This window comes from Paenibacillus koleovorans NBRC 103111, assembly GCF_004000845.1.
GTDB lineage: Bacteria > Bacillota > Bacilli > Paenibacillales > NBRC-103111 > Paenibacillus_AA > Paenibacillus_AA koleovorans.
The window spans coordinates 167,880-183,355 of the sequence record NZ_BIMA01000001.1 but is presented as its reverse complement, the minus strand read 5'-3'; the positions used below and the strand labels follow the sequence as shown (position 1 = coordinate 183,355).

At 56.4% G+C, this 15,476-nt stretch carries 13 protein-coding genes; 8 read left to right on the top strand and 5 right to left on the bottom strand.

The features are described from left to right. Positions 1 to 15 precede the first annotated feature (15 nt). On the bottom strand, positions 16 to 585 hold the full coding sequence (locus PKO02S_RS00855; RefSeq protein ID WP_174819862.1) for a bifunctional transcriptional activator/DNA repair enzyme AdaA: 570 nt from the start codon (positions 583 to 585) through the stop codon (positions 16 to 18). Between the two features lie 1,025 nt (positions 586 to 1,610). Then, positions 1,611 to 2,303, bottom strand: coding sequence for a class I SAM-dependent methyltransferase (locus PKO02S_RS00850; protein WP_127579031.1), 693 nt, complete (start codon positions 2,301 to 2,303; stop codon positions 1,611 to 1,613). Positions 2,304 to 2,489: 186 nt separating this feature from the next. Between PKO02S_RS00850 and PKO02S_RS00845 the strand changes: the two genes are divergently transcribed. The 8 genes from PKO02S_RS00845 to PKO02S_RS00810 all read left to right on the top strand — a co-directional run bounded on the left by PKO02S_RS00845 (position 2,490) and on the right by PKO02S_RS00810 (position 11,489). After that, positions 2,490 to 4,307 carry a hypothetical protein gene (locus tag PKO02S_RS00845; RefSeq protein ID WP_127579029.1) on the top strand — a complete coding sequence of 606 codons (1,818 nt, stop codon included), beginning with the start codon at positions 2,490 to 2,492 and terminating at the stop codon, positions 4,305 to 4,307. 192 nt (positions 4,308 to 4,499) lie between these two features. After that, positions 4,500 to 5,204 (top strand): hypothetical protein, encoded by a 705-nt coding sequence (locus PKO02S_RS00840; RefSeq protein ID WP_127579027.1) that lies wholly within the window; start codon positions 4,500 to 4,502, stop codon positions 5,202 to 5,204. A 271-nt stretch (positions 5,205 to 5,475) separates the two neighbouring features. After that, the gene (locus tag PKO02S_RS00835; protein ID WP_127579025.1) at positions 5,476 to 5,982 is read left to right on the top strand and encodes a ferritin; all 507 of its coding nucleotides are present in this window, start codon (positions 5,476 to 5,478) and stop codon (positions 5,980 to 5,982) included. 182 nt (positions 5,983 to 6,164) lie between these two features. After that, positions 6,165 to 8,390 (top strand): ABC transporter ATP-binding protein, encoded by a 2,226-nt coding sequence (locus PKO02S_RS00830; RefSeq protein WP_127579023.1) that lies wholly within the window; start codon positions 6,165 to 6,167, stop codon positions 8,388 to 8,390. Further along, positions 8,391 to 8,975 (top strand): DUF1854 domain-containing protein, encoded by a 585-nt coding sequence (locus tag PKO02S_RS00825; protein ID WP_127579020.1) that lies wholly within the window; start codon positions 8,391 to 8,393, stop codon positions 8,973 to 8,975. Positions 8,976 to 8,999: 24 nt separating this feature from the next. Then, on the top strand, positions 9,000 to 9,497 hold the full coding sequence (locus PKO02S_RS00820) for a hypothetical protein (RefSeq protein ID WP_127579018.1): 498 nt from the start codon (positions 9,000 to 9,002) through the stop codon (positions 9,495 to 9,497). A gap of 53 nt (positions 9,498 to 9,550) precedes the next feature. Then, positions 9,551 to 10,087, top strand: a complete 537-nt coding sequence (locus PKO02S_RS00815; RefSeq protein ID WP_127579016.1) for a hypothetical protein — start codon at positions 9,551 to 9,553, stop codon at positions 10,085 to 10,087. A 223-nt stretch (positions 10,088 to 10,310) separates the two neighbouring features. Then, entirely contained in the window at positions 10,311 to 11,489 is a 1,179-nt protein-coding gene (locus PKO02S_RS00810) for an IS256 family transposase (RefSeq protein WP_127579014.1), read from the top strand. A gap of 266 nt (positions 11,490 to 11,755) precedes the next feature. Here the strand turns inward: PKO02S_RS00810 and PKO02S_RS00805 are convergent, their stop codons facing one another. From PKO02S_RS00805 to ald, 3 genes are all read right to left on the bottom strand, one after another. Next, entirely contained in the window at positions 11,756 to 12,994 is a 1,239-nt protein-coding gene (locus tag PKO02S_RS00805) for a PucR family transcriptional regulator (protein WP_127579012.1), read from the bottom strand. A 97-nt stretch (positions 12,995 to 13,091) separates the two neighbouring features. Beyond that, the gene (gene alr, locus PKO02S_RS00800) at positions 13,092 to 14,249 is read right to left on the bottom strand and encodes an alanine racemase (protein WP_127579010.1); all 1,158 of its coding nucleotides are present in this window, start codon (positions 14,247 to 14,249) and stop codon (positions 13,092 to 13,094) included. A gap of 8 nt (positions 14,250 to 14,257) precedes the next feature. After that, positions 14,258 to 15,388 carry an alanine dehydrogenase gene (gene ald / locus PKO02S_RS00795; protein WP_127579008.1) on the bottom strand — a complete coding sequence of 377 codons (1,131 nt, stop codon included), beginning with the start codon at positions 15,386 to 15,388 and terminating at the stop codon, positions 14,258 to 14,260. Positions 15,389 to 15,476: the final 88 nt, after the last annotated feature.

The following is a 15,476-nucleotide window of genomic DNA, read 5'->3' as shown; positions in this document are numbered from 1 at the left end:
ACCTCCTGGTGGCGATTATTTGATATGGTGCTGAAGACGATACTCATGAGGGGTCAGCCCATACGTCTGCTGGAAAAGGGAAGAGAAATGAGACGCTCCTTTGATTCCAACTGCGGATGCTATGTTGGCGATTGGGTCGTCGGTGGCAGCCAGCAGCTGTTTGGCGCGGTCCATCCGGATGTGTAGCAGCTCTTTGGCCGGCGTCGTTCCCGTTGATCGTTTGAATACGCGCTGCAAATGAAAAGGGCTCAACCGCAGCTCGCCTGCAATCGCGGGCAGCGTCCAGGGCTCCGCATAGCGACTGCGCAGCAGCTCTCGAGCTTGGGCGGCGAGCGCGGCATCCGGCCCGTTCGCTCCAGGGACGTCTGGCCGGCATCTTTTGCAGGCGCGGTAGCCGGCTTGCTGCGCCGCTTCGATGCTGCCGTAGATGGTCACGTTTTCCGGCTTCGGGGTACGGGACCGGCACGACGGACGGCAATAGATGCCAGTCGTCTTGATCCCGACGTAATAGCGGCCGTCCAGCTTCGTCTCGCGCGACAAAATCGTCTCGTACACCCGTTGGAATACCGCCGGATCGTTGATCATCGTCACCCCGCCTCCTTTTTGCTCCGTTACTTTGTCATTATAAACGCTGCTCCCCGCTATGATAACCCTCCCGCAATAGGACAGCAACAATTCGACAGTGGTAGATCGTTGCGCATGAACCATCAAAGCCTCTGAAATGAGGGTTCCGCGGCAATAGTGTGATGGGATCGTCGCTACTTAGGTGCTCACAAGCTCGAAGAGATGTGAGGCGAATGTGCCAGATACGGCAAATCGAGACGCCCTCCAAGTCATTATGCTCTACTCTGAAAATCGCCTCATTTTCATTAGCAATGGTGCCGCGCTAGCGGCGTGGGAATCTACTCTGAAAATTCGCCTCATTTTCAGCATCAATGGTACCGCCTCGCAGCATCGGTGTCTGTAGTCCGAAAAAATCGGACTGGAGAGGCGGTCGTCTGCCGGATAGGCCACGTAGTCCGAATTAGCTGAATTGGAGAGGCGATTTCCGAAGGGGTGGACGAAAATGGCTCTGCAAGTGGGTAAATTCGGACTACGAGCCTCTTCCCGCCACGCATCCGTCACGTAGTCCGAAAAAATCGGACTGCGTCAGTTGGGTGGGGGAAGAGCTATGGCTGCAAAGTTTGGTTACTGGCTGGACCCGAAAGTGTTGTGCGGGAAACTGGGGATGGAAGTCGGGAGTTACTTGACAGAGGCTGAAAATGTTGTGCGGATAACTGGGGATGGAGTTCGGGAGTACCTGTAGATGCACCCCAAACGGCCACCCTCCAAGTAACCATGCTTGTTCTCCCCCGAAAATCCACCTTATTTTCATCATCCTTGGTGCCGCCTCGCGGCAAAGGAGTCTGTAGTCCGAAAAAGTCGGACTTGAGAGGTGGTCGTCTGTCGGATAGGCCGCGTAGTCCGAATTAGCCGAATTGGAGAGGCGAGCTCCGAGGAGGGTGGGCGAAAACCGCTCTGCAAGTGGGTAAATTCGGACTACGAGCCTCCTCCCGCCACGCATCCGTCACGTAGTCCGAAAAAATCGGACTGGAGGATGCGCGCCTCCTTTAAATGCCCGAAGATTTGACCCAAATGCCGGCGCATTCCGGCACGCTGCGCAGCCTCTCGACTTTCACCCGATCCGCGATCAGGTCGCCGAAGAAAAACCGGGTCAAAGCTTCCGCCTGCTCCGGGCTGTCGAACGTATAGTCGGTCCGCATCCAGCTGTGCCGGAAGCCGTAGCGCTCAGTGAGCGCTGCATAGTAAGGCAGCAGAAAAGCCGGCGGGTTCGGCGTCTCGGTTCCGGTCCCCATCGTTTCGAGGATGATGATCGTGCCGCCCGGTCGGAGGACGCGCTCCAGCTCCGCCATTATGGCGGCGAGATGATGCTCCCACTCCCGCTCGCCGGTGTTCGCCAGGTAGCAGATCGTCCAGCCGGCAACGATCAGGTCCGCGCTGCGATCCGGCAGCGGCAGGCTGCGGTGATCGGCTTGCTGCGTGCGCCAATTGCTAAGCCCGGCCGCGCACAGTCGCGATGCCGTCACTTCCAGCATCGCCTCCGATGCGTCGAGCGCTACGATGGAGTGGGCCTCCGGTGCCAATATGGCGGATAGCCGCCCCGTCCCGGCACCCATGTCGACGATGTCCAGACCCTGGAACGGCTTGATCTTACGGAGTACGGCTGACAAATCGGGCTGCTTGGCGATGAGTTCGTCATATTTTGCGGCTTCTTGACGATAGATGGCTGCATGATCCGGCATTGAGGTTCCTGCCCTTCTTGGGTTTGATTTGGTGCTCACTTGGAGCATAAACGTTGACGTTAGTGGAAGGTCAAGAAGGCTTTGATGAAGAAAATGAAAAAAATTTACGAACACGGACGGGAAACATGTAACTTTTTCCATTTGTTGTCGTCTATTCCTTTGACAATCCTGCGGGGGTGTAAGGATATGCGCGTGTTTGGGTGGTTTCTTATAGTCGCTTTGCTGTCGGTGCTGCTCGGTTGTGAGCAAGCGGCCGACAAGGGGAGCTTGGTTAACCCGGAAGTAACTGCAGCTGCAACGGTAGGTACCGATGTCTCTCCAGAAAACAAAATTCCGCCTGTTGAAACGGTTTTACCTTCTCCGATCCCACTCTCCTTTCGCACCAAGCTGGAAACGTTGAGCATAGGCGAAGAGAACGATCAGTTGAGCAGAGCGATCCGCATCTGGAATCGAAGGGATTTGCCGACGGAGCCGCTGAAGCTCGTCCACCGGTTGGAGCATGTTTCGATTCATTTGACTTTTTCGAATCCAGCGGAGCAGGCGGAAATTAAGGAGCTCTTGGATCGAGTGACCATAGACGGTCAGAAGCCGGCCATTGATCCCTATCAGCCCGCTCGAGGCCATTATCGGATTGACCTGAACCGCCAGCCGGATACGTCCTTCGTGGTGCGGATCGGCGATTTGCCTCCTCTGACCATAGCCCATATGTCTCCGGTGACATATAAGCTTGTCAATGATTCCGTTCCAAGTGCTTCCGACTCGCTGCTGTTTCCTGCGGCTGAGTATGGTAATCAGTTGTATATCCCGCTTGAGCAGGAAGCTGTAACACTTGAATTTAGCGAGGCCATGGTTAGATCGTCTCTGTTATATGCAGACTCGGGGGCAACTGCAGCGCCGGCTCAATGGCTGGATGACAAGCATCTTAGAGTCGAGCTGCAAAACCACGGGGCTCTCACAGGCAAAGGAGTGGAAATACGACTTCGTACGAACCAGTTGAGCGCAGTAAGCGGCAATGAGCCGGAAGGATTTCTTGCGATCAGCAGAATGCCTGCAATTTCATGGAGAGACGGGCAGTCCGGTCAAGAAGTCAGCAAGGGGCCTAGAGATCGCTATTATGACCAGCTCTTGTTTGCACCGGATAAGAAGCGATATATCGGCATCCTCGCTTTAGGAGGTTCTATGAGCGGGGACGGAGACGGCATGAGCTATGCGTTTGTGCTGGAGCAGCCCGGGAAGCCTCCGGTTCTCGTGGAAAAAGTGTTTTACTCCACGATCGAGCCCTACGAGGCTCCTGTTCAATGGCTGGACGACAAGCGCCTCTTCTATGCTTCTTACTATGGGGCTTATGTCTATGATACGGAGAATGGCAGCAGACAGGCGCTTTACGAGGATCCAGATAAGGGGTTGCACGGTTTGAACTTTGCCTTGTGGGATCCGCATCGCAAGCAAACGAATGCGGTGATTTATCGTAATGCCCGAGAGTCGTGGCTGACTCGTGCGGTTACTTTTGGCTGGAGCGGGGAGGTTCTGACCGAACAAGAAGATTTCTCGGAAACGGTGGAGGCGCGGAAGTATTCTTTGCTGGATCTGGCGATCCACCCGACTGCCGACGGCGTCTACTGGACAAGGACGGAGCAGGGGATTCCCGTTACGGATTATGTGGACAACAAGGGGGATAGGCAAACGGTTGATGGTATTGTCCGGCTGGCGACGGCTGAAGGAGCATATTTGCAAAGGTATGAGCTGTCCAAGGAGTATAAGACTCCTTTGCCGGTTAGCTGGCATTATTGGCAGCCTGGGCAGCCGGTTCAACCGATCAACGCCCCTCCGGAGCAAAGCATAGTATTTGTTTCCGGGGAGCGTCTGATCGCTCAGAGGGATGAAGCCTATTATGAGTATGAGGCGGACGGCAATCGATGGGTGTTGTGGCAGCCGGCAGGCGGTGAGGATCGCGCGGAGCCGGTCAGAGGACCGGACGGTCTATATCGGGTGGTAAAGCAGTAGCTATGCATCCATCAGCAGGAGCTGGTCGACCGTCCGATAAGCGGGATCGAGTAGCCAGCACTCCTTCACCCCATTTTCCCCAAATCCCCAAGCGGAATAAACCGAGTGAGTTTGTGTCCGGCTTAGTGATGCTCTTTTAAATAAATGCTATTATTAAGGTGTGGGGCTCTATAACAGAAAGGAGTTGAGTAGTTGGCACACTTAATTACTCTTCGCAAAGAAGTTCGTGTGGCAATGAATTTATTGGATAGAGAGTATGTGACTATTCAAATCGAAGGCGATGTTCTAAAGATTCGTAAAGCCGAGTCTGGCAAACAACTAACCGTATCGGGGCAGGTTGCCCTCAGCAATGAATTGGCCAAGGCCTTCAACGTGCAGCCCCATGAGGTGTTCCGTGTCATTCACTACTCGAGGGAAGAAGCAGTTGTAGCCCTAGTAGATAAAATGTCCGGAGATGTTACTCGGAAAGGTTCTGAGCCATACGTCGAGAAATCGTTGCCGGCAGTGAAGGATAAGAAGCTGAGCGCTCAAGCCGGAACCACCGTGCTCGATCCCTTCGGCGAAATCAGTTCTGAAAAGTCTATTTCAGGAAAGTATTCAAGCGATGAATTGGCTGCGTTTCTGGAGCGTACGGCCAAGCTGATCCGCAAGGGGAAGCAAGTGGATTACTTGTTCAGAATGTCATTGCGGACGTATACGCAGGAGCAGAACAGGTCTAACGACCGTATCTACAAGGCTATACTCGAAGATCAAGAGGGAAAACAGCACAAGATTGAATTGCCCGTTCCGGGCGACCTGGAGAAAGCAAGCACCCATTTCAAGACCGCTTATCCCGAATACAATGTGATCTTCCTCCACGAAGTCAGGAAAAACGGAAAGTCAGATTCGTCCAGTTGAATAATGCCATTCCTCCATGGCGTATACTTCGAAATACATTCATAACGAATCGGTTAGGTGGAGCCCAAAGAGAAAACCCTTACCCGTATTCGCATCTTCTCCCATGGAGAAGTGCGCATACATGGTAGAGGGTTTTTCCTTCTTCTTCCCGGCCTTTATACCACAGGGGAGGGGAGTTAACAAGGACGGCGTTCCTGTCGTCATTCACGACCCAACCATTTTACATGTTGAGGGGGCTTCTTTAAAATGAGTAAAAAGGAGGTGCATCACTATGGTTAGCCAACGATTGCTCGACAAGCTGAACGAGCAGATGAATTACGAATTTTATTCTTCTCAGGTGTACTTGGCAATGGCGGCTTACTGCTCCTCGGAAAGCTACGACGGCTTCGCGAACTTCTTCATCGTCCAGTCGGAGGAAGAGAAGTTCCACGCGATGAAGATTTTCCACTTCATCAACCGATTGGGGCGGCGCGCGGTTGTAAGCGGGATGGACAACCCGCAGAACGATTATTCCTCGCTGCTCGAGACGTTCGAGCACGCCTTCTCGCATGAGCAGAGCGTGACGAAGCGCATCTATGAACTGTCGGATGTCGCTTGGACGGAACGCGAGCATGCCACGATGAACTTCCTGCAATGGTTCATCAATGAGCAGGTGGAGGAAGAGTCGACGTTCGACAGCATCATCCAGAAGCTGCGGCGCATCGACAACGACAGCAACGCCTTCTATATGCTGGACGCCGAGCTGTCCAAACGCTCCTTCACCCCCGAGGTGGAGTAACGGATCGACATCGGCGAGAGCTTGTCCTTTTGGACAGGCTTTTTTTCATTTACAGGAAGCTTTGATTTTATATAAATTTTCCAAGGAAACCATCTACCTCGATTTTCCAAGTTCATGTAGAATAGAACACATGTGTCGAACAACTGTTCTAACGAATAGAAACAGATGGGATGAGGTGCGGAATGCCGGTATTGGAAAAAGAAGCTGTGAAGGATGCGGAACGGAAAGCGAATGTTCATGCTGCAGGTACACCTGGAGCTGGAAGTGTTGGAGAACCGCTGCTGGTCGTGCCATACGACATCGGATCCGAGGGGCAGCCGGTGGATGGGGAAGTCCAAGTGTTTGCGGATCGGATCGAAGTTCGGCTTGCGAACCAATTGTCGAGTCGGCTGGATATGGCGCAGGTGAAGGAAGTGCGGACGGTTTCTTCGATTGGCGGCGGCGTGTTGGTGGCGGATACGGAGGAAGGTCCTGTTGCCTTGGCGCGATACACATCGGTTCATAACGGGCGGATGGGCTTCGTGGTCAAGCTGATTCAGGCGGTGCTGAAAGAAGAGGAGCTGCCGGTTCCTTCGGCCAAGGACATTCCGCGGTTTTGCCCGACATGCAACAGCCGACTAACGGAGGGCACGAATTTGTGCTCTACTTGTACCGATCAGGGCAAAGTGATCACCCGGCTGCTCGGGTATGCCAATCCTTACAAAAGAAGTATGGTTTCCGCCGCTATTCTCATGATCCTGGCGACGCTGATGGAGCTGGTTCCGCCTTATTTGACCAAAATTATCGTCGATGATGTGCTCCAAGTGAAATCGATCGGCCACGCACTCTTCTGGCTTGTAATCGGCTTGGCGGGGACACGGGTGATGCTCTCCGCGATGCAGACGGCTAGAGGCTATATCGGCGTCTGGGTCGGCAGCAAAATTATGGGCGATATCCGCAAAGATACGTATCAGGCGCTGATGAACTTGTCGTTAAGTTTTTTTGACCGAAGGCAGACGTCGCAGTTTATCGGACGCATCAACAGCGATACCGAAGCGATGCGCCAGTTTCTGACGGACGGCGTCATCTGGATCACCGGGCAGGTGCTTATGCTCGTCGCGATCATCAGCGTCATGGCGAGCCTGAGCTGGAAGCTGACGCTGCTCGCGCTGCTGCCGACACCGCTCATCATCATCGCCTCGATGACGATCTGGCCCTCGATCCGCAACCGCTGGTATCGCCAGTGGCGCGCGGTGAACAAAATCAATATGCTGGTCGGCGACGCCCTGCAAGGCATTCGGGTCGTCAAGGCGTTCGGCCAGGAGTATACCGAGAAGGATCGGTACCGGGACGCGAACGGCACGCTGGTGGAACAGACGATTAAGATGGAAGGCATCTGGCAGGGCGTTTTCCCGGTGTTCGCTTTGATCACCACTTCAGGTGCGCTGCTTGTCTGGTATTTCGGCGGTTGGAACGTCATTCGGGACGAATTGACGCTTGGAACCTTGATGGCGTTCGTCGCCTATCTGGGCATGTTCTTCGGCCCGCTGCAGTGGTTCAGCCAGGCGATCAACTGGATGAGCCGCGCGCTGTCCGCCGCCGACCGGGTGTTTGAGATTATGGATACGCCTTCCGAGGTGCCGACGGCCAAGAACGCCGTATCGATCCCGCGCGTCGAAGGACGTGTGGAGCTTGCCGGGGTAACTTACGGTTATGAAAAGCATCACCCGGTATTGAAGAATGTGAGTTTGCAAGTTGAGCCAGGCGAGATGATCGGATTGGTCGGCCATTCCGGGGCGGGCAAGTCGACGATGATCAATATGATCTGCCGGTTCTATGACCCGGATCAAGGCTCGATCACTGTTGACGGCGTCGACCTTCGCGGGATCGATCAGGTGAGCCTGCGCAAGCAGATCGGCGTCGTGCTGCAGGAGACGTTCCTATTCGACGGCACGGTCGCCGAGAACATCGCCTACTCCAAGCCGGATGCGACGCCGCTGGACATTATGCGGGCGGCGAAGATCGCCAATGCGCATGACTTCATCGTCCGGATGCCGGACGGCTACGATACGCGCGTCGGGGAGCGCGGCCACCGCCTCTCGGGCGGGGAGAAGCAGCGCATCGCGATCGCTCGCGCCATCGTGCACGACCCGCGCATCCTCATCCTCGACGAAGCGACCGCGTCGGTCGATACCGAGACCGAGCGGCAGATCCAGCAGGCGATCGCCCGGCTCGTGAAGGGCCGCACTACGTTCGCGATCGCGCACCGGCTGTCTACCCTGCGCGAGGCGGATCGGCTTGTCGTGCTCGACAAGGGCGGCATCGCCGAGTCGGGAACGCACGAGGAGCTGCTGGACAAGAAAGGCGTCTACTACAAGCTGGTGGAGGCGCAGAAGGAAATGTCGAAGATCAGAGGGGTGCAAGCTTAGATGGAGACGAATCAGACGAGTACCGGCGGATCGGCTGAGGTAGAGCAAGCGGTCGGGGAAGGTGCTGGCGAGCAGGCTGCCGAGGCGCAGGAAATAAGCTACGAGATCGAGTTGTTGACCCCGGACGAAGTCCGCTTCGTCCGCCGGCCCGGCGGCATGCTGGGCATGGAGTACAAGGGAGTGTCTTATCCAGAGGTGTTGTTGTATCGGACATACCCGCTGTCGAAGAGCGAGCAATATTTGTCCGTGCGGCAGCCTAAGGGCGAGGAGATCGGCATTCTCGAGCGGCTGTCCGATCTGGATCCGGCGAGCCAGGCGGAGGTGCGGACGGAGCTTCGCCTCCGGTATTTGATCCCGACCGTGACTCGCATCGTCAAGATCAAGCAGTACCCGGGCATGTGGGTGTGGGAGCTGGAGACATCGCTCGGTCCGATCAAGCTGTCGATGCGCAACCTCCACGAGCATGTGCAGATGATCGGGGCGGATCGGATTCTGCTCTCGGACTTGGACGGCAACCGCTGCGAGATTCCAAGCGTCGAGCGGCTCGAGCCGGCCAGCCAGAAGCAGCTGAGCAAGATTTTGTAAAGGGTAAAGGAGATCGTCGGTCGGATGAGAAAAGGTTGGCTGGTTTTGTTTCTTGCGGGGATTGTGGTAGTAAGCGGCTGCGAAGAGACGGCGGTACCAAACGTGCCGAGTGAGTCGCCGAAGGCTGCTATAGGTAGTCCGAGCACTAGCGGTGCTGCTGTTGCACCTTCAGTAACGCCCGCTCCAAGTGTAACCAGTGCTCCCATAGCTGCTACACCAACTGCTGCTACGCAAACTCCAATTCCAACTCCAACTCCAACTCCAATTCCAACTCCAACTCCTGCTGCAACGGCTAATCCGGTCCCGCAAACTTCAGCCTGGACGCCGGAGGATTGGGTGGGGGAATGGAGCTCGGAGCTGAATAACGATCACATTGCGTCCAAGATCTATATTCTCAAAGTGGAAGGACAGGCGGTTGTTTTTTCACTGGAAGCTATGAGAGTCATGAATCCGGAAAACGGGACGCTCATTTCGGTGAAATTCCTGCCAGCCAAGCTCCGCTTACCGGAAACAAGGCTGTAGTTACCGATGACAAGTTCAAGCTGGAGCTGCTGTTCGAGAATGGGAAGTTGAAGGTGACGACCAATCGGGATGAAGTGCCCTATTTTGGTGCTGGCGTAATCGTGGAAGGAACTTACTCACAGACGTTCGAGGGACGCAACTCCAAGTTCATAAGCGCCGGTCATCTTTGTTACAAAGAAGAAACGCCTTACTTCGGCTTCCGCGCGGAAAATCAAAAGCTGCTCTCGGTGTGCGTCTCCAGCAATCCCAGCTACATCGTCTACCGGTATGGCAAACACGAAAATGTAGAGCTGGAGTATCCCGGAGGGAAGACGGCGGACTCTTGGGGGAGCTTCGAATATTATCGGTATTTGCGCGGCGGGGGAGCGATGAATGCGGGGCTGGACTTGAACAGCTTGTCCTTTGTCAATGGGGGGTACAAATATGAGCTGCACGACGATTACGACGCGGTGGAGAACCAGTATTATCGCAGCATCCGCGTGATCGATCTGAAAACGAATCAGGAGACCGTAATTAAAGCTCTCGATTCGGGAGCGGTTGGCGGATTGACCCGACTCCAGGGCAGCAGAGTGAAGCAAGCAGCGTCATGAGTCGCGAGCCATCCTTCATCGAAAGAATAACGCTACGAAATCACTCTATTTCCGCCGAACCGCCGAGTTGAGCAGAACTAGCGTTACGAAATCACCTTATTTCGAGTCCGCACGGGTCTAACTGACGGCGTAAAATAGTATGTGTAAGCGGGGGAGTCTAGCAGACGACAAAAAAGTAGGGTATCCTTGGGATTGCGAAAGCCACGAAGGAGGAACCCTACTCATGACAAGTATACAACAAAACCCGTTTGCGGAGCTACTCGAACAAACGATGCTAAGCTTTCTGAAAGAGAAGATGGAGACGTTGATGAAGGAGGAGATTAAAAACTATTTGCAGGTGGAGGAGCCGGATGTGGCGAATAGCCGAAACGGCTACTATCCCCGCACCTGGGAAACGCGGCACGGTGTGATTAGCGATTTGCAGGTCCCGCGGGACCGCCAAGGTCACTTCCAGACGGAGCTGTTCGAACCGTACCAACGGCGGGAAGCGTGGCTGGAAGACACGATCATCCACATGTACAAAGGCGGGATGAGCACCCGAGATATCGCCGCCTTCATCGAAAAAATGTTTGGCGGCCAGTACTCGCCCACAACGATCAGTAATATCACCGGAACGATAGTCGACGATATCGCCGCCTGGCAACAACGGCCGCTGGCGAAGCGGTACTCGGTCATCTATCTGGATGGGATGTATGTGAAGCTGAGGCGGCAAACGGTCGCCAGCGAAGTGATCTACATCGCCATGGGGATCGATGAAGCCGGGCACCGCGAGATTCTCAGCTTCAGCGTGGGTGGCCAGGAAAGCGCGTATGGCTGGCGAGACGTGCTGCGAGACCTCTACGACCGAGGGGTCCACGAAGTGCTGCTCGGCGTATTCGATGGGTTGGCCGGACTGGAAGAAGCCTTTAAAGAAACGTACCCGAAAGCGGACGTCCAGCGCTGTATCACGCATAAAATGCGCAACACGCTGCCGAAAATCCGCGACAAGGACAAGGCGGATATGGTGACCGATCTGCAGAGCGTGTACCACGCGCTGGATCGAGAGGTGGCCCTGGCCAACTTCGATGTGGTCAAGGCGAAATGGGGGAAACTGTACCCGAAGGAAATGGAATCCTGGGAGAGCCAGTTGTCCGTATTGCTACGCTTTTATGATTATCCGCCGATGATTTGGTATGCGATCTACACGTCGAACCCGATCGAGCGCATGAACAAAGAAATCCGAAAGCGGCTCCGACCGATGAACAGCCTCACCAGTATGGATGCGGCGGAGAAGATCGTGTACCTGGAAGCCACGGCGTATAACGAGCGCTGGAGCAACCGCGTCATCCGAGGGTTCGGCGATCCCGACACGAAAGAAGCCTTGCAGCTCTTGTTTGAGAAGAAGTATCCCAAGCAAGCCTGAGAACGGCACCCCCGTCACCGCCGAAAATGCACTTCTTCAATTGGAAATGAAAGGGAAATTTTTCAGGGGGGATCCCCCCTGAACCTTGAAAACCAATGATATCCATTGTCCCAATGGATATCCCTACAACCCTTAAAGATCAATTACACAAACTACTTGACACTACCGTCTAAACTGCAGGTTTCAGGACAAATAGCGCTATGCCATCACTCTATTCTGGGCCATGTTAGGTTTCAACGGCAAATAGGGTTATGGCGCAGCGTTATTTAATCCGAGTCCCGCAAATACGCGCCGATCTTCATCTCCAAGTACAGCGAAACCTTCTGATCCATATCGTCCAAGTCGATTCCGCCGATCTCTGCAATCCGCTTCAAGCGGTACGTGAGCGTATTCACGTGAACGTGCAGCGCTTCGGCGGTTTCTTTGATATGGCTGTTGTGGGCGAGAAAAGCGCGCAATGTCGCGGTGAGCCCGCTGTCGTGCTCGGCGTCGTACGCCTGCAGCTTGCGCAAACTGCGATGCGGGACGTGCAGCGCCTTCGCTTGCTCGAGCATCGCCGGCATGTAGCGATAATAGCCCAGCTCCTCGTACTCCAGCACGCCCGCGAGCGCATCGGGAAACTGCAGCTTGAGCTTCACGATCGCTTGCGCACGCTGGTAGCTCGCAGGGATCGAGGCGTATCCCTCCACGAGGCTGCCGACAGCGGCGCAGAGGGGGGCCAACTGGAAGCGCTCCTTCACGAGCCGGGAAAACGTATGCACAAACTCGACGGAATCCCCGTGCAGGTCTCCCTTGTCCCGTGACGGAGCGACAAGTGCGATCAACTGGTCCCTCGCGAAAACATGCAGCAGGATGCGGACACGTTGAGTCGTCGTGAGCAAGTAGTGTAGCTGCTGTTTGGCGGCGCGCTCGAGGCCGGCGGGCAAGTGAAACAGCACCACGGCCGATTGGGGCGGCAGCGTGATGCCAGGCGCATGGGTTCGGCTGTGATGGGCCACATCCGGTTTGTAATGCCCGGTCAGCAGCTGCCAGAACAGCTCCTCGCGCTCCTCGGCTTCCTTGTGCCTCGACTGGCGCAGCTGGAGCAGCTTGACCTTGGCGGCTTGAGCCGCCGCCTGCAGCTGCCGGAGGCCGGACTCATCCAACCGTCCATGGACATCGAGCAGCCAGATGTAGCCGAGCGTCTCCTCGTTCTGGCGGATCGCCACCGCCACCCGGTCGCCTAGGCCCACATCGTCAAGCGAGGAGATCCGGACGGCTTCGTCGCCGCTCATCAGCTTCGGGATGGCGCCGCATGCCCACAGGCCGCTGATGACTTGCTCGGGCACACGGCGGCTAATAATCGTCGCGGTCCGCGCCGGATCGGTCTCCGTGTCATGGGAACTGTACGCCAGCAGGCGGTGATTGGCGTCCTCGATCGTGACGGGGCAGCGCAGCACTTCGTATATCGTATCGGCCAGCGCTTCGAGGCTCTCGAAGGGCCGGTCAAAAGGATGGGCGTCCACTAGTAGTCGTTCTCCTCGCAGCAAGTTTCCTAGTCCTAATTGTAGCGATATTCGAAATTTGTGCAATCGCTTTCGGAATCGTCGGCGAAAATGAAGACTAATCTACATAAACGCGTGGAACTCGCTTGCTGACAGAGCAGAACACTTCATAATCGATCGTCCCCAACAAGACGGCGATATCGTCCGCACCAGGAACACCTTTCCGGGGATCACCGAAGATCACCGCTTCATCCCCCACGACAGAGTCCGGCAAGTCCGTTACATCGATCATCATCTGGTCCATGCACACTCGGCCGCGGACCGGCGCGAATCCCCCGGCGACGGCAACCGTCCCTCGATTGGACAGGCTGCGCGACAGCCCGTCCGCATAGCCGATAGGCAGAACGGCAAGGATGCTGCGCCGATCGACCACGTACGCGCAGCCATAACCAACGCTCTCACCCGAATCCAGCTGGATCAGCGCGCTGATCCTTGATCGTAGCGACATCGTAGCCCTCAGCCTGGACTTGAGAACAGGTGCCGCTCCCGCTCCGCCTCCATAAAGCCCGATCCCGACGCGCACCATGTCGAGATGCATCTCCGGATAACTCGCCGTGCCGTCCGTATTGCAGCAATGCCGCAGAGGGATCGAGATGCCATGACCCTCCAACAACCGAATGACCTCCATAAAACGGTCGAACTGCCGCCGAGTAAACTCGGTATCCGGGCGGTCGGCTTGCGCGAAGTGGGTAAACACCCCCTCGAGCTTGAGCCAAGAAGGGGACGTGGCAACGGCCAGCAAAGCAAGCTCCAAAGCCTCCTCCGCCGACCGGACTCCAAGCCGGTTCATCCCCGTATCGACCTTCAGATGAAGGGCGGCGGGTATACCAAGACGCTCTGCGGCTGCCGCCGCCGCCTTCACCCCTTCCGCCGTGAATACGGTCACGGCCACATTATGCTCCACCGCCGCCGCAATAGCTTCGGGCGGCGTGTAGCCCAGGACCAGGATCGGCGCCTCGACGCCTCCGTCGCGCAGGGCGATCGCCTCGTCGACGAAGGCGACGCCCAGGCGGTCCGCTCCACCCCGCATCGCCGCCATCGCCGTCTGCACCGCGCCATGGCCGTAGCCATCCGCCTTCACGACCGCCATCAACTGACAACGGCCCCCATTCCCGGCCAGAATAGATTTGAACGCACGCGTATTCTCAGCAATCGCCTGCAGCGACACCTCCGCCCAGGTTTGCCGATAGCCGCTGCCGGACCTCACGCCAGACATATCCGTCTTCACCCTACCAGCAGCCGTTCCAACGCCCGGTCAGCCGGCACGTACGGCATCCCGAGATCACGGGCCACCGCTTGATGCGTAACCGCTCCGCCGCAAGTATTAAGCCCCGCCGTCAAAGGCGCGCTCCGCTTCAAAGCCTCGCCGATGCCGTACCCCGCGATCTGCAGCGCATAAGGCAACGTCACATTGGTGAGCGCCAGTGTGGACGTATAGGGCACCGCGCCAGGCATGTTCGCCACGGCATAATGAACGACGCCATGCTTCACGTACGTCGGCTCCTGGTGCGTCGTGACGCGGTCGATCGTCTCGATGACGCCGCCCTGGTCGACCGCCACGTCGATCACGACCGAACCCGGCGCCATCCGCTTGACCATCGCCTCGCTGACGAGCTTCGGCGCCCGTGCGCCCGGGATGAGCACCGCGCCGATGACGAGATCCGCTTCCGCCACGGCCGCTTCGATATGCGCCGGGTTCGACATCAGCGTCTGCACCTGCGTACCGAACAGATCGTCGAGCTCGCGCAGACGAACAGGGCTCACATCGATCATCGTGACGTTCGCACCGAGACCAACAGCGATCTTGGCGGCATTCGTGCCGACGACGCCGCCGCCGATGATTGTCACTTTTCCTTTACGAACGCCTGGGACGCCGCCGAGCAAAATCCCTTTGCCGCCATTCGGCTTCTCCAAGTATTGCGCACCGATCTGCGCCGCCATCCGCCCGGCGACCTCGCTCATCGGAACGAGCAGCGGCAGCGTCCGGTTCACTTCCACCGTCTCATAGGCAATCGCTGTCACCCCGCAGGCAGTCAATGCGTTAGCAAGCCCCGGATCGGCAGCCAGATGGAGATAAGTGAACAGAATCAGCCCTTCGCGAAAAAAACGATACTCCTCCGGCAGCGGCTCCTTGACCTTCATGATCATATCGGCAGCCGTCCATACTTCTTCAGCAGTAGCCGCAACAATCGCCCCTGCCGCCACATACGCCTCGTCGCCGAATCCGCTGCCCGCACCGGCCTGCCGCTCGACGTACACTTGATGTCCTGCTGCTTGCAAAGCCGCCGCTCCGTTAGGGGTAAGCGCCACGCGATTTTCATTGCTCTTCATTTCCCGGGGAATGCCGATTTTCATAGTGTCTGCCAGCTCCTTTATTTGCGCAATCTCATGCTACTATGAATTCAGTATAAGGCTGGCTCCACCGATACGACTTTATGGGAAA